This is a genomic window from Streptomyces sp. NPDC058008, from assembly GCF_042886395.1.
Classification (GTDB): domain Bacteria; phylum Actinomycetota; class Actinomycetes; order Streptomycetales; family Streptomycetaceae; genus Streptomyces.
Genome location: NZ_JBHVQX010000009.1, coordinates 1 through 23613 on the forward strand (window position 1 = coordinate 1; position 23613 = coordinate 23613).

General features: G+C 70.9%; 20 protein-coding genes. 5 read left to right on the forward strand and 15 right to left on the reverse strand.

Going from position 1 to position 23613, the window contains the following annotated elements; genetic code table 11:
* Positions 1-68 precede the first annotated feature (68 nt).
* The gene (locus tag ACFVS9_RS11130) at positions 69-434 is read right to left on the reverse strand and encodes a hypothetical protein (RefSeq protein ID WP_389931496.1); all 366 of its coding nucleotides are present in this window, start codon (positions 432-434) and stop codon (positions 69-71) included.
* A gap of 100 nt (positions 435-534) precedes the next feature.
* The gene (locus tag ACFVS9_RS11135; protein ID WP_383118519.1) at positions 535-1488 is read right to left on the reverse strand and encodes a heme o synthase; all 954 of its coding nucleotides are present in this window, start codon (positions 1486-1488) and stop codon (positions 535-537) included.
* Between the two features lie 286 nt (positions 1489-1774).
* Between ACFVS9_RS11135 and tkt the strand changes: the two genes are divergently transcribed.
* The 5 genes from tkt to pgl are packed head-to-tail and all read left to right on the forward strand — an operon-like array spanning position 1775 to position 8360.
* Complete coding sequence (gene tkt, locus ACFVS9_RS11140; RefSeq protein WP_389931498.1) at positions 1775-3862, forward strand: transketolase; 2088 nt, start codon at positions 1775-1777, stop codon at positions 3860-3862.
* A 34-nt stretch (positions 3863-3896) separates the two neighbouring features.
* A complete protein-coding gene (tal, locus tag ACFVS9_RS11145; protein WP_383118521.1) occupies positions 3897-5015 on the forward strand; it encodes a transaldolase in 1119 nt (372 codons plus the stop codon).
* 5 nt (positions 5016-5020) lie between these two features.
* Complete coding sequence (gene zwf / locus ACFVS9_RS11150; protein ID WP_383118522.1) at positions 5021-6553, forward strand: glucose-6-phosphate dehydrogenase; 1533 nt, start codon at positions 5021-5023, stop codon at positions 6551-6553.
* Positions 6550-7581: a glucose-6-phosphate dehydrogenase assembly protein OpcA gene (gene opcA / locus ACFVS9_RS11155; protein ID WP_383118523.1), complete on the forward strand. Its 1032-nt coding sequence runs from the start codon at positions 6550-6552 to the stop codon at positions 7579-7581. Before zwf ends, opcA begins: the two co-directional genes overlap by 4 nt.
* Positions 7578-8360 carry a 6-phosphogluconolactonase gene (gene pgl, locus ACFVS9_RS11160; protein ID WP_389931500.1) on the forward strand — a complete coding sequence of 261 codons (783 nt, stop codon included), beginning with the start codon at positions 7578-7580 and terminating at the stop codon, positions 8358-8360. Before opcA ends, pgl begins: the two co-directional genes overlap by 4 nt.
* Before the next feature lie 109 nt (positions 8361-8469).
* Here pgl and ACFVS9_RS11165 read toward each other — a convergent pair whose 3' ends face one another.
* The 13 genes from ACFVS9_RS11165 to uvrC all read right to left on the reverse strand — a co-directional run bounded on the left by ACFVS9_RS11165 (position 8470) and on the right by uvrC (position 23218).
* The gene (locus ACFVS9_RS11165; protein ID WP_389931502.1) at positions 8470-9309 is read right to left on the reverse strand and encodes a poly-gamma-glutamate hydrolase family protein; all 840 of its coding nucleotides are present in this window, start codon (positions 9307-9309) and stop codon (positions 8470-8472) included.
* A 57-nt stretch (positions 9310-9366) separates the two neighbouring features.
* Positions 9367-10887, reverse strand: a complete 1521-nt coding sequence (locus tag ACFVS9_RS11170; protein ID WP_389931504.1) for a PH domain-containing protein — start codon at positions 10885-10887, stop codon at positions 9367-9369.
* Positions 10884-11387: a PH domain-containing protein gene (locus tag ACFVS9_RS11175; RefSeq protein ID WP_389931506.1), complete on the reverse strand. Its 504-nt coding sequence runs from the start codon at positions 11385-11387 to the stop codon at positions 10884-10886. Before ACFVS9_RS11175 ends, ACFVS9_RS11170 begins: the two co-directional genes overlap by 4 nt.
* A 3-nt stretch (positions 11388-11390) precedes the next feature.
* Entirely contained in the window at positions 11391-13043 is a 1653-nt protein-coding gene (gene pgi / locus ACFVS9_RS11180; RefSeq protein ID WP_389931508.1) for a glucose-6-phosphate isomerase, read from the reverse strand.
* Positions 13044-13258: 215 nt separating this feature from the next.
* Complete coding sequence (locus ACFVS9_RS11185; RefSeq protein ID WP_078598194.1) at positions 13259-13594, reverse strand: RNA polymerase-binding protein RbpA; 336 nt, start codon at positions 13592-13594, stop codon at positions 13259-13261.
* A 109-nt stretch (positions 13595-13703) separates the two neighbouring features.
* Entirely contained in the window at positions 13704-13940 is a 237-nt protein-coding gene (gene secG / locus ACFVS9_RS11190) for a preprotein translocase subunit SecG (protein WP_014156893.1), read from the reverse strand.
* 113 nt (positions 13941-14053) lie between these two features.
* The gene (gene tpiA / locus ACFVS9_RS11195; protein WP_383118529.1) at positions 14054-14830 is read right to left on the reverse strand and encodes a triose-phosphate isomerase; all 777 of its coding nucleotides are present in this window, start codon (positions 14828-14830) and stop codon (positions 14054-14056) included.
* Positions 14831-14836: 6 nt separating this feature from the next.
* Complete coding sequence (locus tag ACFVS9_RS11200; RefSeq protein ID WP_383118530.1) at positions 14837-16048, reverse strand: phosphoglycerate kinase; 1212 nt, start codon at positions 16046-16048, stop codon at positions 14837-14839.
* Positions 16049-16159: 111 nt separating this feature from the next.
* A complete protein-coding gene (gene gap, locus ACFVS9_RS11205; protein ID WP_383115135.1) occupies positions 16160-17170 on the reverse strand; it encodes a type I glyceraldehyde-3-phosphate dehydrogenase in 1011 nt (336 codons plus the stop codon).
* 696 nt (positions 17171-17866) lie between these two features.
* Entirely contained in the window at positions 17867-18856 is a 990-nt protein-coding gene (gene whiA, locus ACFVS9_RS11210; protein ID WP_018104603.1) for a DNA-binding protein WhiA, read from the reverse strand.
* Complete coding sequence (gene yvcK / locus ACFVS9_RS11215; protein ID WP_383115136.1) at positions 18847-19881, reverse strand: uridine diphosphate-N-acetylglucosamine-binding protein YvcK; 1035 nt, start codon at positions 19879-19881, stop codon at positions 18847-18849. The genes whiA and yvcK overlap by 10 nt, the downstream gene beginning before the upstream one ends.
* Positions 19878-20843: an RNase adapter RapZ gene (gene rapZ / locus ACFVS9_RS11220; RefSeq protein WP_383115137.1), complete on the reverse strand. Its 966-nt coding sequence runs from the start codon at positions 20841-20843 to the stop codon at positions 19878-19880. The genes yvcK and rapZ overlap by 4 nt, the downstream gene beginning before the upstream one ends.
* Positions 20840-23218 carry an excinuclease ABC subunit UvrC gene (gene uvrC / locus ACFVS9_RS11225; RefSeq protein ID WP_389931512.1) on the reverse strand — a complete coding sequence of 793 codons (2379 nt, stop codon included), beginning with the start codon at positions 23216-23218 and terminating at the stop codon, positions 20840-20842. Before uvrC ends, rapZ begins: the two co-directional genes overlap by 4 nt.
* Between the last annotated feature and the right edge of the window lie 395 nt (positions 23219-23613).

Sequence of the window (23613 nt, forward strand, 5' to 3'; positions counted from 1 at the left end):
GCCCCGTCCACCGGCTGGACGGGGCCGTCGTCGTGCGTGCGGGGGGCCGCTCCGGGGCGGCGGGCGCCTCAGCGCTTGTCGTCGGACGGGCCGCCCACCTGGATGCCCGCCATCCGGGACCACTCGTACGGGCCCGTGCGGACCTTGGCGGCGAACTCGCCGTCGAAGTCCTCGTGGACGGTGATGCCCGCCTTCCGCGCGGCGCTCTCGGCGACGGCGTGGGAGGGCGCGACCAGGTCGCCCCAGCGGCCGTCCTCGCCCACCAGCACGATGCGGGTGCCCGCCTGCCCGAGGTGGGCGAGCTGCCCCTCGGCGCCGCCGTGCGCCCGGGCGAAGGCGGTGATCTGCTTGGCGAGCTTCGCCGCCCTGCGCTCGGCGCGGGCCGCGTGCTTGTCGTCCGTCTGCTGGGTCCGGGGCTCTGCCGTCTCTGCCATGGACAGGATGCTACCGATGGGTAGAGCAACGGGCGACGGGCGGGGGGCGTGGCTTCGGCCACGTCCCCCGCCCGTCGGCGGAGCCTCTGCGCGCCCGGGACTACCTCAGGAAGGGGTCCACGGCGACGGCGACGAAGAGGAGCGAGACATAGGTGATGGACCAGTGGAAGAGGCGCATCTCCTTGAGCTTGGTGCCGGTGACGCCGGCCTTGGCCCGGTGCTGGAGACCGTGCGCCTCCCACAGCCAGAAACCACCGGTCAGCACGGCGACCAGGGTGTAGAACCACCCGGTGTAGCCCAGCGGGGTCAGCAGCAGCGAGACGCCGACCATCACCCAGCTGTAGACGACGATCTGACGGGCGACCACCTGGTTGGTGGCGACGACCGGGAGCATCGGGACGCCGACCCGGGCGTAGTCCTCCTTGACCTTCATCGACAGCGGCCAGTAGTGCGGCGGCGTCCAGAAGAAGATCACGGCGAAAAGAATGACCGCGGCCCAGCTCATCGAATTGGTCACGGCGGACCAGCCGATCAGCACGGGCATACAGCCGGCGATTCCGCCCCAGACGATGTTCTGCGAGGTACGGCGCTTCAGCAGCATCGTGTAGACGACGACGTAGAACAGGAGTGCGCCGAGTGAGAGCGCCGCGGAGAGCCAGTTGACGAGCAGTCCGAACCAGGCCGTGGAAATCACCGCGAGGGCGATTCCGAAGGCGAGGCACTCCCTGGGGCTCACCATGCCGGTGACCAGCGGGCGCTGGGACGTACGGTCCATCAGCGCGTCGATGTCGCGGTCGATATACATGTTGAGCGCATTGGCACCGCCCGCGGAGAGATATCCGCCGATGGTGGTGGTCACTACGAGCCAAAGATCGGGCACGCCCTGAGCTGCCAGGAACATCACCGGAACGGTGGTGATCAGCAGCAGCTCGATGATGCGCGGCTTGGTAAGAGCCACGAATGCCTTGATGCGGGCCCCGAACGGGCGATGGCCCACTGGGCTCGGAGTCAAGGCGACCCCTGCGGGTCGGGACTCGACGGCCGTCACGCACACCCCTGACAGAGAAATCCCAGCAAGCTCCGGGCATGAAGGCCCGGTAAAGACTTGCGCGAACCAGACCACTGTAGACGTTGGGCATACGCCGCTCTTCGCGGGGGTGGGGTCGTGTTGGGGTGGCGCAGAAGTGAACGGCGGCGCTCATACGGGAGGCGAACTCCGCAGGTCGCCCGCACTGCGGAAAGGGCAGAAGTGCGGCCTTGGGACGGGGGTAGGCTCGACAATGCCCGGTGCGGTAACCAGTCACCGGTTTACGAACAGTGGAGAGGAGCCCTGACTCAGGGTGAGCACCAAGCCGACCACCACAGACCTCCAGTGGACCGAATTGGACCAGCGGGCCGTGGACACCGTCCGCGTCCTCGCCGCGGACGCCGTACAGAAAGTCGGAAACGGCCACCCGGGTACGGCGATGAGCCTGGCTCCTGCCGCGTACACCCTCTTCCAGAAGGTGATGCGCCACGACCCGGCCGACGCGGACTGGACCGGCCGCGACCGGTTCGTACTCTCCGCGGGTCACTCCAGCCTGACCCTGTACATCCAGCTCTACCTCGCCGGGTACGGCCTGGAGCTGGACGACCTCAAGGCGTTCCGCACCTGGGGTTCCAAGACGCCCGGCCACCCGGAGTACGGCCACACCACCGGTGTCGAGACGACGACCGGCCCGCTGGGCCAGGGTGTCGCCAACGCCGTGGGCATGGCGATGGCCGCCCGCTACGAGCGCGGTCTCTTCGACCCGCAGGCGGCCGCCGGCACCTCCCCGTTCGACCACACCGTCTGGGTCGTCGCCGGTGACGGCTGCCTCCAGGAGGGCATCTCGGCCGAGGCGTCCTCGCTGGCCGGCCACCAGAAGCTCGGCAACCTGGTGCTGCTGTGGGACGACAACCACATCTCGATCGAGGGCGACACGGAGACCGCGGTCTCCGAGGACACCCTGAAGCGCTACGAGTCCTACGGCTGGCACGTGCAGCGCGTCGACCAGCTGCCCAGCGGCGACCTGGACCCCGAGGGCCTCTACCGCGCGCTGCTCGCGGCCAAGGCCGAGACGGAGCGCCCGTCGTTCATCGCGGCCCGCTCGATCATCGCCTGGCCCGCCCCGAACGCCCAGAACACCGAGGCCGCGCACGGCTCGGCGCTCGGCGACGACGAGATCGCGGCCACCAAGCGGGTCCTCGGCTTCGACCCGGAGAAGACCTTCGAGGTCTCCGACGAGGTCATCGCGCACACCCGTGAGGCGCTGGACCGCGGCCGTGAGGCCAGGGCCGAGTGGGAGAAGGGCCTCGCCGCCTGGCGCACCGCCCAGCCGGAGCGCGCCGCGGACTTCGACCGGATCGCCGCGGGCGAGCTGCCCGCGGGCTGGGAGGACGAACTCCCCGTCTTCGAGGCCGGCCACGGGGTCGCCACGCGTGCCGCCTCCGGCAAGGTCCTCCAGGCGCTCGGCGGTGTCATCCCCGAGCTGTGGGGCGGCTCCGCCGACCTCGCGGGCTCGAACAACACCACGATCGACAAGACGTCGTCGTTCCTCCCGGTCGGCAACCCGCTGCCCGAGGCCGACCCGTACGGCCGCACGATCCACTTCGGCATCCGCGAGCACGCCATGGCCGCGGCCATGAACGGCATCGCGCTGCACGGCAACACCCGCGTCTACGGCGGCACCTTCCTGGTGTTCTCCGACTACATGCGCAACGCCGTCCGTCTCTCCGCGCTGATGCACCTGCCGGTGACGTACGTCTGGACGCACGACTCGATCGGTCTCGGCGAGGACGGCCCGACGCACCAGCCGGTGGAGCACCTCGCCTCGCTGCGCGCCATCCCTGGCCTCAACGTGGTCCGTCCGGGCGACGCCAACGAGACGGCCATCGCCTGGCGCGAGATCCTCAGGCGCGGCACGAAGGACTTCGGGAAGAGCGCCCCGCACGGTCTGGCGCTCACCCGCCAGGGTGTGCCCACCTACCCGGCGGACGAGAACGCCGCCAAGGGCGGGTACGTGCTCTTCGACGCCGAGGGCGGCGAGGCGCAGGCCGTCCTGATCGCCACGGGTTCCGAGGTCCACCTGGCCGTCGAGGCCCGCGACGAGCTCCAGGCGGCCGGTGTCCCGACCCGTGTGGTCTCGATGCCGTGTGTCGAGTGGTTCGAGGAGCAGGACCAGGCGTACAAGGACAGCGTGCTGCCGCCGTCCGTGAAGGCCAGGGTCGCCGTCGAGGCGGGCATCGGTCTCACCTGGCACCGCTACGTGGGCGACGCCGGCCGGATCGTCTCGCTGGAGCACTTCGGTGCCTCGGCGGACGCGAAGGTCCTCTTCCGCGAGTTCGGCTTCACCGCCGCGCACGTGGCGGAAGCCGCCCGGGAATCTCTCGCCGCCGCCGCGCGCTGACCCGGATATACGACTAGTAGGAGATGCAATTCTCATGACAGACGCACTCAAGCGCCTCTCCGACGAGGGCGTGGCGATCTGGCTCGACGACCTGTCCCGCACGCGGATCACCTCCGGCAACCTCGCCGAGCTGATCGACCAGAGTCACGTCGTGGGTGTCACGACCAACCCGTCGATCTTCCAGAAGGCGATCTCGCAGGGCCACGGTTACGACCAGCAGCTCACGGACCTCGCCACCCGCAAGGTGACGGTCGACGAGGCCATCCGCATGATCACGACGGCGGACGTCCGTGACGCCGCCGACATCCTGCGCCCGGTCTTCGACGCCACCGGCGGCCAGGACGGCCGCGTCTCCATCGAGGTCGACCCGCGCCTGGCGCACAACACCGCGGCCACCGTCGCCGAGGCCAAGCAGCTGGCCTGGCTGGTGGACCGGCCGAACACGCTCATCAAGATCCCGGCGACCAAGGCCGGCCTGCCGGCGATCACCGAGGTCATCGGCAAGGGCATCAGCGTCAACGTCACGCTGATCTTCTCGCTGGAGCGCTACCGCGAGGTCATGGACGCCTACCTGGCGGGCCTGGAGAAGGCGAAGGCCGCGGGCCTCGACCTTTCCGAGATCCACTCCGTGGCGTCCTTCTTCGTGTCCCGTGTGGACACCGAGATCGACAAGCGCCTGGACGCCGTCGGCAGCGACGAGGCGAAGGCCGCGAAGGGCAAGTCCGCCCTCGCCAACGCCCGTCTGGCCTACGAGGCGTACGAGGAGGTCTTCGCGGGTGACCGCTGGGCCGCCCTGGACAAGGCGCAGGCCAACAAGCAGCGCCCGCTGTGGGCCTCCACCGGCGTGAAGGACCCGTCCCTCAAGGACACCCTGTACGTCGACGACCTGGTCGCGCCGAACACGGTCAACACCATGCCGGAGGCGACACTGGACGCCGTGGCCGACCATGGGGAGATCACCGGCAACACCGTCGCCGGACGTTACGACCAGGCACGTGCCGACCTCGACGCCGTCAAGAAGCTCGGGGTCGGTTACGACGATGTCGTCCAGCTGCTGGAGGACGAGGGCGTCGAGAAGTTCGAAGCCGCCTGGATCGACCTGCTCAACTCGACCGAGGCCGAGCTCAAGCGCCTCGCTCCTTCGGAGGGCTGACCACCTTGTCTGGTGTTCCCGGAGCCAACCCGCTCCGTGACGCCCAGGACCGACGGCTCCCGCGTATCGCGGGGCCGTCGGGCCTGGTGATCTTTGGCGTCACGGGCGATTTGTCCCGTAAAAAGCTGATGCCCGCCGTCTACGACCTGGCCAACCGCGGCCTGCTGCCGCCGGGCTTCTCGCTCATCGGCTTCGCGCGCCGCGACTGGGAGGACGAGGACTTCGCCCAGGTCGTCCACGACGCCGTCAAAGAGCACTCCCGCACCCCGTTCCGCGAAGAGGTCTGGCAGCAGCTCAGCCAGGGCATGCGCTTCGTCCAGGGCAACTTCGACGACGACGACGCGTTCGAGACCCTCAGGGCCACGATCGACGAGCTCGACAAGGCGCAGGGCACGGGCGGCAACTTCGCCTTCTACCTCTCCGTCCCGCCGAAGTTCTTCCCCAAGGTCGTCCAGCAGCTCAAGAAGCACGGGCTGGCCGACCAGAAGGAGGGCAGCTGGCGGCGGGCCGTCATCGAGAAGCCGTTCGGCCACGACCTGGAGAGCGCGCAGGAGCTGAACCAGCTCGTGCACGACGTCTTCCCGCCGAACGAGGTCTTCCGCATCGACCACTACCTCGGCAAGGAGACGGTCCAGAACATCCTGGCGCTGCGCTTCGCCAACACGATGTGGGAGCCGATCTGGAACAGGTCGTACGTCGACCACGTCCAGATCACGATGGCCGAGGACATCGGCATCGGCGGCCGGGCCGGTTACTACGACGGCATCGGCGCGGCCCGTGACGTCATCCAGAACCACCTGCTCCAGCTGCTGGCGCTGACGGCGATGGAGGAGCCCGGCTCCTTCCACCCCAAGGCCCTGGTCGCCGAGAAGCTGAAGGTCCTCACGGCCGTCGAGCTGCCCGAGGACCTGGGCAGGCACACGGTGCGCGGGCAGTACACGCACGCGTGGCAGGGCGGTCAGGAGGTGCCCGGCTACCTCGAGGAGGACGGCATCGACCCCAAGTCGAAGACCGACACCTTCGCCGCGATCAAGCTGACGATCAACAACCGCCGCTGGGCCGGGGTGCCCTTCTACCTGCGTACCGGAAAGCGGCTCGGCCGCCGGGTCACCGAGATCGCGGTCGTCTTCAAGCGCGCCCCGTACCTGCCCTTCGAGTCCGGCGCGACGGAGGAGCTGGGCGGGAACGCCCTGGTCATCCGGGTGCAGCCGGACGAGGGGGTCACGGTCAGGTTCGGCTCCAAGGTGCCGGGTACGTCCATGGAGGTGCGGGACGTCACGATGGACTTCGCCTACGGCGAGTCCTTCACGGAGTCCAGCCCCGAGGCGTACGAGCGGCTCATCCTCGATGTCCTGCTCGGCGACGCGAACCTCTTCCCGCGCCACCAGGAGGTCGAGCTCTCCTGGAACATCCTCGACCCGATCGAGGAGTACTGGGACAAGCACGGCAAGCCGGCCCAGTACCCGTCGGGCACCTGGGGTCCGGCCGAGGCCGACGACATGCTCGCACGCGACGGACGGAGCTGGCGCCGGCCATGAAGATCGATCTCACGGAAACCACGTCCAGCAAGATCAACCAGGCCCTCATCTCGGCCCGCCGGTCCATCGGCTCCCCGGCCGTCGGCATGGTGCTCACCCTCGTCATCGTCACCGACGAGGAGAACGCCTACGACGCGCTCAAGGCGGCGAACGACTCCTCGCGCGAGCACCCCTCGCGGATCATCGTGGTGATCAAGAGGGTCAGCCGTTCGCCGCGTGCGCGCCGCGACGCCCGGCTCGACGCCGAGATCCGGGTCGGTTCCGACGCCGGGTCGGGCGAGACCGTCGTCCTGCGGCTGCACGGCGAGCTGGCCAACCACGCCCAGTCGGTCGTCCTGCCGCTGCTGCTGCCGGACGCCCCGGTGGTGGCCTGGTGGCCGGAGGACGCCCCGGCGGATCCCGCGAAGGACCCGCTCGGCGCGCTCGCGCAGCGCCGCATCACCGACACCTACTCCGCCGAGCACCCGCTCGACGAGCTGTCGGTGCGCGCGGCGACGTACCGGCCCGGGGACACGGACCTGGCCTGGACCCGCATCACGCCGTGGCGCTCGATGCTGGCGGCGGCGCTCGACCAGCAGCCCGCGCAGGTCGTCTCGGCGACGGTGGAGGGCGAGTCCGACAACCCGAGCTGCGAGCTGCTGGCCATGTGGCTCGCCGACCGGCTCGGGGTGCCGGTGGAGCGCACCCTCTCCGGCGGTCCCGGTCTGACGGCCGTGCGGCTGGAGACGAAGAACGGCGTGATCGTCCTGGACCGGCCCGACGGTTCGCTGGCGACGCTCTGCATGGCCGGCCAGCCGGACCGCGCGGTGGCGCTGAAGCGCCGGGAGACGGCCGAGCTGCTCGCGGAGGAGCTGCGGCGGCTGGACCCGGACAACATCTACGAGGCGACGGTGAAGTTCGGCGTGGAGCGCCTCGGCGGTCCCACGGAGCCGTCGTCCGTCGGTTCGGGGCAGAAGGCGGCGGCGCCGGCGGGTGCCGCGGCCCCCGCCGCGAAGAAGGCGGCGGCCAAGAAGGCGGCGTCGAAGTGAGTGCTCCGCAGCTCGTCGTGCACCGCGACAAGGAGCTGATGGCCCAGGCCGCGGCGGCCCGGCTGATCACGAAGATCGTGGACGCCCAGGCCGCCCGCGGTTCCGCCTCGGTGGTCCTCACCGGCGGGCGCAACGGCAACGGCCTGCTGGCCGCGCTCGCCGGTTCGCCCGCCCGGGACGCGATCGACTGGTCGCGGCTCGACCTGTGGTGGGGCGATGAGCGCTTCCTGCCGGAGGGCGACCCGGAGCGCAACGTCACACAGGCCCATGAGGCCCTGCTGGACAAGGTGGAGCTGGATCCCGCCCGGATCCACGCGATGCCCGCGTCCGACGGGCCCCACGGCGGTGACGCGGACGCCGCGGCCGCGGGGTACGCGGCGGAGCTCGCCGCGGCGGCGGGTCCCGAGGACCACGGCCCCGTGCCGACGTTCGACGTGCTGATGCTGGGCGTCGGCCCGGACACCCATGTCGCCTCGCTCTTCCCGGAGCTGCCCGCGGTACGGGAGACCGAGCGCACCGTCGTCGGTGTGCACGGCGCGCCCAAGCCGCCGCCCACCCGCGTCTCGCTCACGCTGCCCGCCATCCGGGCCGCGCGTGAGGTGTGGCTGCTGGCGGCGGGTGAGGACAAGGCGGAGGCGGCGGAGATCGCGCTGTCCGGGGCCGGGGAGGTCCAGGCGCCGGCGGCGGGGGCCTACGGCCGCAGCCGCACGCTGTGGCTGCTGGACGCGGCGGCGGCCTCGAAGCTGCCGCGTGCCCTGTACCCGCCCGCATCGGCGTAGTACGTCACGGAGGGCCCGGCCCCCGCTCGGTCGAGCGGGGGCCGGGCCCTTTCCCTGACGGCGATCCCCTGCGGGGGCCTCGCCCGGAGTCGGAAGGCGCTCCCGGGGATCAGAGGATGATCTGGTCCGTTCCCTTCTCCAGTTTCGTGATCGCGGTCCGGCAGGCGCCGACGAAGCGGTCGAAGACCTCGGTCGTGCTGCCGGCCCGGCCCGCACGGGTGTTGACCGTGAACATGGCGGCGCGCAGCTCCGTGGTGAGCTCCAGCTGGCCGCCCTTGGCGAGCATGGTGCGGTTGCACGGGTTGTCGGTGTTGACCCCGGCCAGGTCGGGCAGCTCGTTGCCGTCCCGCCAGGCGATGCCGGCGGTGTCGAACTCGGCCTTGAGCAGGGTCTTGAAGCGGGTGTTGAGTCCTCCGACGACCACGGCCTGCGGGACGGTACCCGCCTGCGCGGCCGTGCAGCCGTGCAGGCTGAGGACGTTGAGGCTGCTCGCCGCCATGGAGACGGCGACGTGGTCGTCGCAGTTCTTGGCGGTGACGTGCAGGTCGCGGTTGCCCGAGGAGCGCAGTCCCTCGAACATCCAGTAGTCGAAGACCCCGTGGCCGTCCGCCAGGGGGGCGAGCGTGGCCGGGTGGTAGCCGGCTATGGCGAGGCAGAGTTCGGAGGTTCCGGTCTCGATGCCGCCGCCGTGCATGGCCATGACGGTGGTCCGGTTGTACGGATATCTCTGCGCGGGCGAGTGGTCGGCGTACTCGTGTCTGCGGTAGCGGCGGGAGAACTCGACGCCTTCCTGACCGGCGAGCTTCGTGTAGAGGTCCGTGTTGGAGGCGTAGATGTCCAGGTCACCGGTGGCGTGGGCGGGGCTCGCGGTGAGCGTGCCGAGCAGCGGGCCGCTGACGGCGGCGGTGGCGAGGGCGGTGAGGACCGTACGACGGCTGGCGGGATTCATGATCGGCATCGTCGCCGACCCCGGCCCCGCTGAACAGACGGCATCCTGTGAGGTACGTCACCGGCCGGGGTGTCCGGTGCGCTCCAGGAAGGGCTCCAGCAGCCCCGGTACGGCCTCGGAGGCGAAGGCGAGGCCCTCGGACGCGTCGGTGTCGTACGCCGTGTAGGCGCCGCCTCCGGCGGCCGTCGTGGCGGTGACGCTCAGCAGCCCGGCCCGCCGCTGGAAGAAGGACTGCCTCACCGTCCAGCCGATCACCCCGGTCCGCCGCAACGCCGCGGTGGAGCGCCGCAGGGTGCCGGAGCGGGTCACCAGGTAGCCGCCGCTGAGCGTGTGCCCCAGCGACCGGTACGCGTCGAGCGCCAGGGCGACCGCGAGCGGCAGGCCGGCGACCGCGCAGCCGAGCGCGGTCCACAGGAGCACGGGCGTCAGCAGGGCGCCCAGGAGCAGCTGGACCAGGACGGGCACCAGCACCGCGGTCAGGGCCCGGCGCAGCCGGCGTCCGCGGGCGGCGGGAGGGTGGGCGGTCAGCGGCGCCCCGGTCGGCGGGGCGGGCTCGCGCAGCACCTCGGCCGCGATGCTCTGGGCCAGCGGGCGGGGAACGGCCGGCAGCAGGGTGTGGTGGTCGGCGCCCCGCGCCTCCTCGTCCTGGGCCAGTCCCGTCGCGATCGCGTCCACCCGGGCGGCCCCCGCCAGCCGCACGCCCAGCGGTTCCACCAGGTCGACGCCGCGGAGCCGGGCCTCCTCCACGGACAGGGAGCGTGAGGTCAGCAGTCCGCGCCTCACCCGCAGGGTGCCGCCCGGTTCGCGCTCCAGACGGTAGTTCCACCACATCTCGGTCCACAGCCCGAGCGCTCCGACGACTCCGGCGGCCAGGGCCAGGGCGAGCAGGCCGAGCACCGCCTGGACGAGCGGGGTGTCCCGGAAGCGGTCGGCGACCCAGTCGATCACCTCGGCCTGTGCCCCGGCCCAGTCGCTGATCTGCATCACACCCCCGGCCGCCGCTCCGCCGAGCATGGGGGCGGCGAAGGAGAGCGGCGCGTAGCGGATCCAGCGGATGTCGAGGGCGGCCAGCTTCCCCTCGCGGTGCGGGCCGGCGGCCTCGCCGGCGGACCGGTCGAGGAGTTCGCGGCGCAGCCGTTCGCCCTCGGCCCGGGCGACGGGATCGAGTTCCAGGGCCGACTCGCCGCTCTGCTCGCCGGTGCCGATGCGGACCGTGACGAGCCCCAGGACCCGCAGCAGCGGATGGGCGGTGAGGTCGACGCTGCGTATGCGTTCGCGGGCCAGCGAACGGCGCTTCACGAGGAGGAGCCCGGTGTGCAGGTCGACGCGCTCGGGTCCGGCGCGGTAGCGGGTGCGCCGCCACCGTATGTAGTCACCGGCCGCCGTGCAGCCGATCAGCAGGGCCGCTCCGGCCACCACCCGGGCGATGGCTCCCGCGTACCCCAGGCGGCCGGACAGGGCGACCGTGACCGGCACGGCGGCGCCCGCGACGACCCCCGCCGTGACCAGCGCGCTGACCAGGACCGTACGGGGGTGGAGCCGCCGCCAGTCCGGGCCGTCGCCGGTGTCCGTGCTCACGTCGCGTCCCCGGGCGTCGCCCGGGTGATGCGGGTCAGCGTCTCGGCGAGCTCGGCACCGGCCTCGTGGTCGAGCCCCTCGATCCGCACGGCGCCCTTGGCGGAGGCCGTCGTGACGGTGACGGTGGCCAGCCCGAAGAGCTGTTCCAGGGGGCCCCGTACGGTGTCCACGGTCTGGATGCGGGACATCGGCGCGATCCGCCATTCCCGCAGGAGGACGCCGGTGCTCACGTAGACCGCCTCGTCGGTGACCTCCCAGCGGTGGGTGCGGAACCACCAGGAGGGGAGGAGTGCGGCGCACAGCAGGCCTGCGGCGGCGAGCACCGCGGCGGGTATCAGCAGCCAGAACCTGGCCGGAGCGATGAACGCCCCCAGCAGACCCAGGACCGCCACCGGTGCCGCCGTCAGCAGCAGCCAGCGGGCCCGCCACCAGCCGACGGCCCGGGGATCCAGCGTGTTCCGCGGCGGCCTGAGCCGTATCGTCCCCTCCCCCGTGGTCATCGCTCAGCGGCCCCGCAGCGACCGGTACGCCGAGACGAGCGCGGCGGTGGAGCTGTCGAGCTGTCCGCCGCCGGTGCCGTCGGTGAGGACCGGCTCGATCTCCTTGGCGAGGACCTTGCCCAGCTCCACTCCCCACTGGTCGAAGGAGTCGATGTTCCAGACGGCACCCTGGACGAAGACCTTGTGCTCGTACAGCGCGATCAGCTGTCCGAGCACGAAGGGGGTGAGCCGCTCGGCGAGGATCGTGGTCGTCGGGTGGTTGCCGCGGAACGTCTTGTGCGGGACGAGCTCCTCGGCCACGCCCTCGGCGCGCACCTCGTCCGGGGTCCGGCCGAAGGCGAGGGCCTGCGTCTGCGCGAAGAAGTTGGCCATCAGCAGGTCGTGCTGGGCGATCAGCCCGGGCAGCAGGTCGTGGACCGGGGCGGCGAAGCCGATGAAGTCGGCCGGGATGACCTTCGTGCCCTGGTGGATGAGCTGGTAGTAGGCGTGCTGCCCGTTGGTGCCGGGGGTGCCCCAGACTACCGGGCCGGTCTGCCACTCGACCGGGTTGCCGTCCCTGTCCACGGACTTGCCGTTGGACTCCATGTCCAGCTGCTGCAGGTAGGCGGTGAACTTGGACAGGTAGTGGCTGTAGGGCAGCACCGCGTGGGACTGCGCGTCGAAGAACGCGCCGTACCAGACACCCAGCAGCCCCAGCAGCAGCGGGACGTTCTCCTCGGCGGGGGCGGTGCGGAAGTGCTCGTCGACGAGGTGGAAGCCGTCGAGCATCTCGCGGAACCGCTCGGGGCCGATGGCGATCATCAGCGAGAGGCCGATCGCCGAGTCGTAGGAGTAGCGGCCGCCGACCCAGTCCCAGAACTCGAACATGTTGGCCGTGTCGATGCCGAAGTCCTCGACCTTGCCGGCGTTGGTCGACAGCGCCACGAAGTGCTTGGCGACGGCCTCCTGACCGGCCTTCAGGCCGGTGAGGAGCCAGTCGCGGGCGGAGGTGGCGTTGGTGATGGTCTCGATCGTGGTGAACGTCTTGGACGCGACGATGAACAGCGTCTCGGCCGGGTCCAGGTCGCGGACGGCCTCGTGCAGGTCGGCGCCGTCGACGTTGGACACGAAGCGGACGGTGAGCGAGCGGTCCGTGAAGGAGCGCAGCACCTCGTAGGCCATGGCCGGTCCGAGGTCGGAGCCGCCGATGCCGATGTTCACGATGTTCTTCACCGGCCGGCCGGTGTGACCGGTCCACTCACCGGCCCTGACCCGGTCGGAGAAGGCCGCCATCCTGTCGAGGACGGCGTGCACGGCCGGGACCACGTTCTCGCCGTCGACCTCGATCACGGCGTCGCGCGGGGCGCGCAGCGCGGTGTGCAGGACGGCGCGGTCCTCGGTGGTGTTGATCTTCTCGCCGCGGAACATCGCGTCCCGCAGCGCGGCCACTCCCGTGGCGCCCGCGAGGTCACGCAGCAGACGGAGCGTCTCGTCGGTGACCAGGTGCTTGGAGTAGTCGATGTGGAGGTCGCCGACCCGGAGCGTGTACGCGGTCCCGCGGTCCGGCGCGTTCGCGAACAGTTGGCGCAGATGGGTGTCGCCGAACTCCTCACGGTGCTTGCCGAGAGCCGCCCACTCGGGCGTCTGGTTCAGCTTGGTTCGGCTTTGTGCGTTCATCCCGGAAATCGCCCACTTCTACTCGTACCTGCAACCTTCCCCGCTGCCCCTCCAACCTAATTGATCTGGGGGGTGCGGCGGTGCAACGGCGGGCTGTGGGGAGGCACACGTAGTCCGGCCGGGCACCCTGAGGTGGCCGGCCGGTGAACACTTCGGTCCAGGGTCTTTCCTGCGGATCGGGGCACGCGGTCCCGGCGGGATCCGGACGGGAGGCTTCAGATCTCGCCGCGGAGTTTCGCGAGGGCTTCGGCGAGGATCGCTTCGCCGTCCGCGTCGCTGCGCCGCTCCCGCACGTACGCGAGGTGCGTCTTGTACGGCTCGGTGCGGGGCGGGGCGGGCGGGCTGTCCCGGTCCTGCCCGGCGGGGAAGCCGCAGCGCGGGCAGTCCCAGGTCTCCGGTACCTGCGCGTCATGGGCGAAGCTCGGCTGCGTCTCGTGCCCGTTCGAGCACCAGAAGGAGATGCGGAGGCGGGGCGCGGACTCGCCTCGCTCGGCCTCCCCCATCGGGCCCGCTCCGACCCGGCTTCCCCGGATCGCGTTGCCACTTGCCACGGTCGTAACTCCCTGCGTGATGGTGCTCGAAGATGCCCCAGTCTACGTAAGGCCCAACGCGCGTCCAGTGAAAGGAGTTACACCCTCACCGGGAATCGCGGACGACGGGTCAGCTGTCCAGCTTGATGAGCAGAGCAAGGACGACAATGCACGCGAACCAGGCCAGACCGACCACGACGGTGATGCGGTCGAGGTTCCGCTCGGCGACCGACGAGCCGCCCACGGACGACTGCATGCCACCACCGAACATGTCGGAAAGGCCGCCGCCCTTCCCCTTGTGCATCAGCACCAGCAGCATCAGCAGCAGGCTGAAGACGATCAGGGCGATCTCGAACGCCAAAACCACGGCTGGTCCCTACTTTCCGGAATTCCTAGGACTGCATGTACGAACAGCGGGGGCCCGGGGGTGCACCCCCCTCGGCCCCCGCAAGGGTACGACGGATCCGCGCTACCGCATACTCACTGGTCGCGGAAGCGGACGATCTTGACGAACTCGTCGGCGTCGAGTGCGGCGCCGCCGATCAGGGCACCGTCCACGTCGGGCTGCGCCATGATGGCCGCCACGTTGCCGGACTTCACCGAGCCGCCGTACTGGATGCGGACGGCGTCGGCCAGCTCCTGCGAGTACAGCTCGGCGAGCCGGCGGCGGATCGCGCCGCAGACCTCCTGGGCGTCCTCGGGGGTGGCGACCTCGCCGGTCCCGATGGCCCAGACCGGCTCGTAGGCGATCACGATGGACTCGGCCTGCTCGGCCGGGATGTCCTTCAGCCCGCCGTCGAGCTGCGCCAGCGTGTAGGAGACCTGGTCACCGGCCTTGCGGATGTCCAGCCCCTCGCCGACACAGAGGATCGGGGTCAGGCCGTGCTTGTAGGCGGCCTTCACCTTGGCGTTGCAGATCTCGTCGTTCTCGCCGTGGTACTGGCGGCGCTCGCTGTGGCCGACGGCGACGAACGTGCACTTCAGCTTGGCGAGCATCGGGCCGGAGATCTCGCCGGTGTACGCCCCGGAGTCCTGCGCCGAGATGTCCTGGGCGCCGTACTTGATCTTCAGCTTGTCGCCGTCGACCAGCGTCTGGACGGACCGCAGGTCGGTGAAGGGCGGCAGGACGGCGACCTCGACGGCGTCGTAGTCCTTGTCGGCCAGGGCGAAGGAGAGCTTCTGGACGTGCGCGATGGCCTCGAGGTGGTTGAGGTTCATCTTCCAGTTGCCCGCCATGAGCGGGGTGCGGGTGGTCATTGAGGGTCAGTCCTCCAGTGCGGCGAGTCCGGGAAGCGTCTTGCCCTCGAGGTATTCGAGGCTCGCGCCGCCACCGGTCGAGATGTGGCCGAAAGCGTTCTCGTCGAAGCCCAGGATACGGACGGCGGCCGCGGAGTCCCCGCCGCCGACGACGCTGAAGGCCTGGGAGTCGACGAGGGCCTGGGCGACCGCCCTGGTGCCCTCGGCGTAGTCGGGGTGCTCGAAGACGCCCATCGGGCCGTTCCAGAAGACGGTGGCCGCGTCGGCGAGCTTCGAGGCGTAGAGCTTGTTGGTCTCCGGGCCGTTGTCCAGTCCCATCGCACCGGCCGGAATGGCGTCGGCGGGGACGGTGGACGGGTGGGCCGGGGCCTTGGTCCTGAGGTCCGGGAACTGCTCGGAGACGACGACGTCGACGGGGAGCACGAACTCCACGCCCTTCTCCTCGGCCCGCGCGAGGTAGCCGAGCACCGCCGGGATCTGGTCCTCCTGGAGGAGGGAGCTGCCGACCTCGTGGCCCTGGGCCTTGAGGAAGGTGTACGCCATGCCGCCGCCGATGAGGATGCGGTCGGCCCTCTCCAGCAGGTGGTCGATCACACCCAGCTTGTCGGAGACCTTGGAACCGCCGAGGACCACGGCGTAGGGGCGCGTGACGTCCTCGGTCAGCCGCTTCAGGACGCCGACCTCGGTGGCGATCAGCCGGCCGGCGGCGTGCGGCAGCCGGGCCGGGAGGTCGAAGACCGAGGCGTGCTTGCGGTGGACGGCGCCGAAGCCGTCGCCCACGTACAGGTCGGCGAGTTCGGCGAGCTGGTCGGCGAAGGCACCGCGCTCGGCGTCGTCCTTCGACGTCTCACCTGCGTTGAAACGGAGGTTCTCGATGACGGCGACCTGGCCGTCGGTGAGGGCGGCCGCCGTCGCGCGGGCGGACTCGCCGACGGTGTCGGTCGCGAAGGCCACCTCGGTGCCGAGCAGCTCGCCCAGCCGGGCGGCGGCGGGAGCCAGCGAGAAGGCCGGGTCCGGGGCGCCCTTGGGGCGGCCGAGGTGCGAGGCCACGATGACCCGGGCACCGGCCGCGGCGAGCTCGGCGATCGTCGGCCGGACGGCGCGGATGCGGCCGTCGTCGGTGATCGTGGTGCCGTCCAGCGGCACGTTGAGGTCGGCGCGGACGAATACCCGCTTGCCCGCGACCCCTTCGGCGAGAAGTTCGTCGATCGTCTTCATCTGTTCCCTGCTCCTTGGAAGGACGGACGAGCATGCGTGGGGGCTCGGACGGCGCCGCGTCGCGCCGTCCGAGCCCCTCGCATCACACCTGGATGCCTGCCGGTCCCAGGATCAGAGCTGGCCGCCGACGAAGACCGTCAGGTCGACGAGGCGGTTGGAGTAACCCCACTCGTTGTCGTACCAGCCGAGGATCTTCACCGAGTTGCCCTCCTGGACCATGGTCAGGGAGGAGTCGAAGGTGCAGGACGCCGGGTCGCTGACGATGTCCGAGGACACGATCGGGTCCTCGGTGTAGGCCAGGAAGCCCTTGAGGTCGCCGTCCTCCGAGGCCTTCTTGAACGCGGCGTTGACCTCGTCCTTGGTGACCTCGCGCTGCAGGGTCACGACCAGGTCGGTGGCGGAGCCGGTCGGGACCGGGACGCGCATCGCGATGCCGTCGAGCTTGCCCTTGAGCTGCGGGAGGACCAGGGCGGTCGCCTTGGCGGCACCCGTCGTGGTCGGGATGATGTTCTCGGCGGCGGCACGGGCGCGACGCAGGTCCGAGTGCGGGAAGTCCAGGATGCGCTGGTCGTTCGTGTACGCGTGGACCGTCGTCATCAGACCCTTGACGATGCCGAAGTTCTCGTCGAGGACCTTGGCCATCGGCGCCACGCAGTTGGTGGTGCAGGAGGCGTTGGAGATGACGTGGTGGCTGGCCGCGTCGTACTTGTCCTGGTTGACGCCCATCACGATGGTGATGTCCTCGTCCTTGGCCGGAGCCGAGATGAGGACCTTCTTGGCGCCACCGGCGATGTGCTTCTCGGCGTCGGCCTTCTTGGTGAAGATGCCGGTCGACTCGATGACGATGTCGACGCCCAGCTGACCCCAGGGGATGTCGGCCGGGTTGCGCTCGGAGAGCACCTTGATGGTGTGGCCGTCCACCGTGATGGTGTCGGCGGTGTGGCTGACCTCTGCCTTGAGACGACCCAGAATGGTGTCGTACTTCAGCAGGTGAGCCGTGGTCGCGGTGTCACCCAGGTCGTTGACAGCCACGATCTCGATGTCCGCACCCTGCTCCAGCAGCGCGCGGAAGTAGTTACGACCGATGCGGCCAAAGCCGTTGATGCCTACGCGGATCGTCACGAACCGATCTCCTCGTTAGGAACGCCGGTTTCGATGCCGGCGAGTTTTATTAGGGATGTCCCCGACCGCCTCCGACCCTACCTCTCCGAAGGCTCCGGAGTGACATCGAGAGCGGTGGCGGGAAGAGGGATCGCCTTACCGCCGGGTAGGAGCAGGGGATTCCGGCCACCCGGGACACCGGTGACGGCCCTCCCGGGGGCGTGGTCACGAAGCGTCAACACCCGTCGCCACCCCTCCCCTTGCGGGGTGAGGGCGGCCGCCGGCGCCCTCCGGCGGGGCGCTCACCAGGAGTTACTGACCCGGCCTCAGCCATGACGGACCCGAGGGCGGCCACAAGCGGCCGGAACACGTTTCCCGCGTACGCTCCGGCCTCCGCTGCTCAATTGTGCGGCTCGGTACTCAATCGATAAATAATCCGACCGTCCGCACACTTCCGGGCGTATGGCCGACGGGACTTCCGAGGAGGCGGCCGGCGGAACCGGGGAGGTACACCGCTCAAACGGGCGGTGCGGTACTCATATCAATCGCGCGGTCGGCACTCATACCATTCCGAAAATATTCTCCGCACCATTCGAAATGGTTTCCACATCACCCGGACGGGGAACTGGCTCCGCTTCCGGGACCCCGACGCGGAAGGGCCCCGGCCGCCTGCGCGAGGCTTCCGGGGCCCTTCCGCGGTACTCAGCTCCGCGGTACTCAGCCCACGAGGCCGTCGGCCAGCTCCTCGCTGAGGGTCGACTCCGTGCCCGGGATGCCGAGGTCCTGGGCCCGCTTGTCCGCCATGGCCAGCAGGCGCCTGATGCGGCCCGCGACCGCGTCCTTGGTCAGCGGCGGGTCGGCGAGCGCCCCCAGCTCCTCCAGGGAGGCCTGCTTGTGCTCCATGCGCAGCCGTCCGGCGGCCGCGAGGTGCTCCGGCACCTCCTCGCCGAGGATCTCCAGCGCGCGTCCCACCCGGGCGCCCGCCGCGACGGCGGCGCGGGCGGAGCGGCGGAGGTTGGCGTCGTCGAAGTTCGCGAGCCGGTTGGCCGTGGCGCGGACCTCGCGCCGCATCCGGCGCTCCTCCCAGGCCAGCACCGACTCGTGGGCGCCGAGGCGGGTCAGCAGGGCACCGATCGCGTCACCGTCACGGACGACGACGCGGTCGACGCCGCGCACCTCCCGGGCCTTGGCCGCGATGGAGAGCCTGCGCGCGGCACCGACCAGGGCGAGCGCGGCCTCCGGGCCGGGGCAGGTCACCTCCAGCGAGGAGGAACGGCCCGGCTCGGTGAGCGAGCCGTGGGCGAGGAAGGCACCGCGCCAGGCCGCCTCCGCGTCGCAGGTGGCCCCCGAGACCACCTGCGGGGGGAGACCGCGGATGGGACGGCCGCGGCCGTCCACGAGGCCCGTCTGGCGTGCCAGCTGATCGCCGCCCGCCACCACCCGTACGACGTAACGGGAGCCCCGGCGCAGTCCGCCGGGGGCCATCACGATCAGCTCCGAGCTGTGACCGAAGATCTCGAGGATGTCCCGCTTGAGCCGCCGGGCCGCCATCGCCGTGTCCAGCTCGGCCTCGATCACGATCCGCCCGCTGACCAGGTGCAGCCCGCCCGCGAACCGGAGAATGGCCGAGACCTCCGCCTTTCTGCAGCAGGTCCGGGTCACGGGAAGCCTGGAGACTTCGTCCTTCACCGCTGGCGTCATCGCCATGGGCCGATCCTTCCATGCATCCGAAAAATACGGTCGTACGCGGCGGCCAACAGCTCCGGATCGTGAATCGGAACGCCGTCGGGTGAGGCCACGGGGGCCAGCTCGACCGCGGCTCCGAGCCGCTGTGCGGCGTCGGCGAGGGACTCACGGTCGGGCACGGCGGCCTCGTCGGCCAGCACCACGTCCATGGCGAGTTTAGGGGCGTGTCGTCCCAAAACCTCCAAATGACGCTGCGGTGAGAAGCCTTCTGTTTCACCGGGCTGCGGCGCGAGGTTGAGCGAGAGGACCTTGCGGGCCTTCGTGGTCACCAGCGCGTCGAGCAGTTCGGGCACGAGGAGGTGCGGGATCACGGAGGAGAACCAGGAGCCCGGCCCCAGCACCACCCAGTCGGCGTCGAGCACCGCGGCCACGGCCTCGGGGACCGCCGGCGGGTCGGCCGGGACGACGTGGACGGACTGGACCTCTCCGGGGGTCAGGGCCACCGTCGCCTGCCCGCGCACGGTGACCGTGTCCTCGGGGCGCTCGACGTCGTGACCGCGTACGAGCGCCTGGAGCTCCAGGGGGACGGCGGACATCGGAAGCACCCTGCCGTGTGCTCCCAGGAGCTTGCCGACCAGGTCGAGGGCCTGGACGTGGTCACCCAGCTGTTCCCAGAGCGCGACGATGAGCAGGTTGCCCACCGCGTGCTCGTGGAGGTCGCCCTTGGACTCGAAGCGGTGCTGGATGACCTGGGCCCAGGTCTGGCCCCACTCGTCGTCCCCGCACAGGGCGGCGAGCGCCTTGCGCAGATCGCCCGGCGGGAGGACGCCGAGCTCCTCGCGGAGCCGTCCGCTGGAGCCGCCGTCGTCGGCGACGGTCACCACGGCCGTGAGGTCGCCGGTGATCCGGCGCAGCGCCGTGAGCGACGCCGACAGCCCCATGCCGCCGCCGAGGGCGACGACCTTGGGCTGTGCGCCGCGCTTGCGGCCGGAGAGCGCGGCCGTGGCCCTGCTCAGCCGGCGCTGACGCAGATTGCGACTGGTCACTCGCGCCCCATGTCCCGGTGGACGAGGACGGTCTCGATCCCTTCGGTGGCCAGCCGGGCGGCCAGCTTCTCCGACATGGCGACGGAGCGGTGCTTGCCGCCCGTGCAGCCGACGGCGATGGTCACGTAGCGCTTGCCCTCGCGGCGGTACCCGGTGGCGATGAGCTGGAGCAGCTCCGTGTACTGGTTGAGGAACTCCTTGGCGCCCGGCTGGTCGAAGACGTAGTCGGACACCTCCTCGTTGAGCCCGGTGAAGGGGCGGAGCTCCGGGACCCAGTGCGGGTTGGGCAGGAAGCGGCAGTCGACGACGAGGTCGGCGTCGACGGGCAGCCCGTACTTGAAGCCGAACGACATCACCGTCGCCCGCAGCTCGGGCTCCTCGTCACCGGCGAACTGGGCGTCCATCTTGGCCCGCAGCTCGTGGACGTTGAGGCTGGAGGTGTCGATGACCAGGTCGGCGTCGCCGCGCAGCTCGCGCAGCAGGTCACGCTCGGCCTCGATGCCGTCGACGATGCGGCCGTCGCCCTGGAGCGGGTGCGGGCGGCGGACCGACTCGAAACGGCGTACGAGTGCGTCGTCGGAGGACTCCAGGAAGACGATCCGCCGGGTGACGTGCTTGGCCTCCAGGTCCGCGAGGGACTCCCGGAGGTTGTCGAAGAAGCGGCGGCCCCGGACGTCCACGACGACGGCGATGCGGGCGACGTTGCCCTGGGAGCGGGCGCCGAGCTCCACCATGGTGGGGATCAGCGCGGGCGGCAGGTTGTCGACGACGAACCAGCCGAGGTCCTCCAGACACTTGGCGGCGGTGCTGCGCCCGGCGCCCGACATTCCGGAGATGATCACCAGCTCGGGGATGGCGGGCGTCGCGGCCTCGGCCTTCTCCACGGTGCTTCCCGTACTCACGTGTGCTGCTCCGTCTGCTCGGCCGCGTTCGTTCTGGCGTTCATGCGCGTGCTCGGTCATGTCCTGCTGTCCCCGTCGTCCTCTTCGATGATCTCTCCAGTGGCGGTGTTCACGGCGGGTGCGGCCGGGGCTGCCGCGGCGAAGGCGACGGCCACCGATTCCGCGGTCCTGCGCCCTATCCCCGGCACTTCGCAGATCTCGTCGATTGTCGCCTGCCGCAGCTTCTTGACGGACCCGAAATGCTTGATCAACGCCTGCTTGCGGGTCTCGCCGAGGCCCGGGACGTCGTCCAGGGGGCTGCTGCGGATGCGCTTGGCCCGCTTGGCCCGCTGGTAGGTGATGGCGAAGCGGTGGGCCTCGTCGCGGATGCGCTGGAGGAGGTAGAGGCCCTCGCTGGAGCGCGGCAGGACCACCGGGTCGTCGTCGGCGGGCAGCCAGACCTCCTCGAGGCGCTTGGCGAGGCCGCAGACGGCGATGTCGTCGATGCCCAGCTCGTCCAGGGCCCGCTTGGCGGCGGCGACCTGCGGCTGTCCGCCGTCGACGACGACGAGCTGCGGCGGGTAGGCGAAGCGCTTGGGGCGGCCGTCGTCCTCGCGGGGCTCCTCCCGGACGGGCGCGGGTTCCGGCACCACGGGCGCCGGCCCGGGGGCGGGCCCTGCGGTCACGGACTCCCTGGACGGGGTCGCCCCGGGAGCGGTCGGCTCGGACGGGGTTGTCCCGGGAACGGTCGACTCGGACGGGGTTGCTCCGGGAGCGGTCGGCTCCGACGAGGTCGCCTCGGGAACGGTCGTCCCGGGCGAGGTCGCCCCGGGAACGGTCGACTCGGACGAGGCCGCCCCGGAAACGGTCGTCCCGGGCACCGGCTCCCCGGTCGCCGACCGGTCCGGGGCCGTACCGGCGGGGGCCGGCTCCCCGGTGCCGGGGACGGCGGGCGCGGTCCCGGCGGGCGGAGTCCCGGCCGGGGCGGGGACGGGGCCGGTGGGGGCGGGGACGGGGCCGGTCGGGGCCGGGGTGTCCTCCCACTCCCCCGTGCGCTCCTTCTCCTGGAGGTAGCGCTTGAAGCGGCGGCCGATGACCTCGTGCATCGACCGGACGTCGTCCTGGCCCTCGAAGCCCTTGATCTGGAAGCGGCGGTACTCGCTCTTGCGCGCGAGGCCGTCCTCGAAGACCACCATGGACGCGACCACGTCGTCACCCTGGAGGTGCGAGATGTCGAAGCACTCGACGCGCAGCGGAGCGCCGTCGAGACCGAGTGCCTCGGCGATCTCCTCCAGGGCGCGGGAGCGCGTCGTGAGGTCGGAGGCGCGCTTGGTCTTGTGCAGCCCCAGGGCCTGCTGGGCGTTGCGCTGGACCGTGACCATCAGGTCCTTCTTGTCGCCCCGCTGCGGAATGCGCAGGCTGACCTGGGACCCCCGTCGGTCCGCGAGCCACTGGGACACGGCGTCGGGGTGCTCGGGGAGCGCCGGTACCAGCACCTCCTTGGGCACGGAGTCGCCGGACTCCTCGCCGTACAGCTGCTGGAGCGCGTGTTCCACCAGGCCCGCGGTGTCGACGGCCTCGACCTTGTCGGTCACCCAGCCGCGCTGGCCCCGGACGCGTCCGCCGCGGACGTGGAAGATCTGGACGGCCGCTTCGAGCTCGTCCTCGGCGACGGCGATCAGGTCGGCGTCGGTGGCGTCGGCCAGGACGACGGCGCTCTTCTCCATGGCCCGCTTCAGGGCCTCCGCGTCGTCACGCAGCCGTGCCGCCCGCTCGTACTCCATCTCCTCGGCCGCCTGCATCATGTCCTTCTCCAGGCGGCGGATGTACGTACCCGTGCGGCCGGCCATGAAGTCGCAGAAGTCCTCGGCCAGATCGCGGTGTTCCTCGGGGGTGACCCGCCCGACGCAGGGGGCGGAGCACTTGCCGATGTAGCCGAGGAGACAGGGGCGGCCGGTGCGCTCGGCGTTCTTGAAGACGCCCGCGGAGCAGGTGCGCACGGGGAAGACGCGGAGCATCAGGTCGACGGTCTCGCGGATGGCCCAGGCGTGCCCGTACGGACCGAAGTAGCGCACGCCCTTCTTCTTGGCGCCGCGCATGACCTGGACGCGCGGGAACTCCTCGTTGAGCGTGACCGCGAGGTAGGGATAGCTCTTGTCGTCGCGGTACTTGACGTTGAACCGGGGGTCGTACTCCTTGATCCAGGAGTACTCCAGCTGGAGCGCCTCGACCTCGGTGGAGACGACGGTCCACTCCACGGAGGCGGCCGTGGTCACCATCGTGCGGGTACGCGGGTGCAGGCCGGCCAGGTCCTGGAAGTAGTTGGCCAGGCGCTGGCGCAGGTTCTTGGCCTTCCCGACGTAGATCACCCGGCGGTGCTCGTCGCGGAACTTGTAGACCCCCGGGGAGTCGGGGATCTGTCCCGGCTTGGGGCGGTAGCTGGAGGGGTCTGCCATACCTCACACCCTACTTGCGGGCGGTGACAGAGCGGCATTTCCGGGCCCCCCGACAACGACGACGACCGGGCGGCCCGGGCGCCGAGGTCGGCAGCGGGGGTCAGGGGCGGGGGCCGGGACGACAGCGCGGGTCGGGGGCGGGGCGAGGATGACAGCGCGGGTCAGGGGCCGGGACCGAGCACGGGTACGCGGTCCGGGGGCCGGGGCCGAGGGCCGGCAGCGTAGGCGGGGTGGCGGGACCGAACACGACCACGCGACACAGGCGCCGAGGCCAGGACGACAGCGCGGGCCAGGAGCCGGGACCGAGCACGGTACGCGGTCCGGGGGCCGGAGCCGACGACCAGGGCCGGCAACGTAAGCCGGGTGCCGGGACCGAACACGACCACGCGACACAG

Excerpts from the sequence above, each read along its gene's own strand:
- uvrC (WP_389931512.1), bottom strand. The coding sequence starts at position 23,218 with ATGGCAGACCCCTCCAGCTACCGCCCCAAGCCGGGACAGATCCCCGAC.
- rapZ (WP_383115137.1), bottom strand. The coding sequence starts at position 20,843 with ATGACCGAGCACGCGCATGAACGCCAGAACGAACGCGGCCGAGCAGAC.
- opcA (WP_383118523.1), top strand. The coding sequence starts at position 6,550 with ATGAAGATCGATCTCACGGAAACCACGTCCAGCAAGATCAACCAGGCC.
- ACFVS9_RS11175 (WP_389931506.1), bottom strand. The coding sequence starts at position 11,387 with ATGACCACGGGGGAGGGGACGATACGGCTCAGGCCGCCGCGGAACACG.
- pgi (WP_389931508.1), bottom strand. The coding sequence starts at position 13,043 with ATGAACGCACAAAGCCGAACCAAGCTGAACCAGACGCCCGAGTGGGCG.
- ACFVS9_RS11165 (WP_389931502.1), bottom strand. The coding sequence starts at position 9,309 with ATGAATCCCGCCAGCCGTCGTACGGTCCTCACCGCCCTCGCCACCGCC.
- tpiA (WP_383118529.1), bottom strand. The coding sequence starts at position 14,830 with ATGACCACCCGCACCCCGCTCATGGCGGGCAACTGGAAGATGAACCTC.
- ACFVS9_RS11130 (WP_389931496.1), bottom strand. The coding sequence starts at position 434 with ATGGCAGAGACGGCAGAGCCCCGGACCCAGCAGACGGACGACAAGCAC.
- ACFVS9_RS11200 (WP_383118530.1), bottom strand. The coding sequence starts at position 16,048 with ATGAAGACGATCGACGAACTTCTCGCCGAAGGGGTCGCGGGCAAGCGG.
- tal (WP_383118521.1), top strand. The coding sequence starts at position 3,897 with ATGACAGACGCACTCAAGCGCCTCTCCGACGAGGGCGTGGCGATCTGG.
- whiA (WP_018104603.1), bottom strand. The coding sequence starts at position 18,856 with ATGGCGATGACGCCAGCGGTGAAGGACGAAGTCTCCAGGCTTCCCGTG.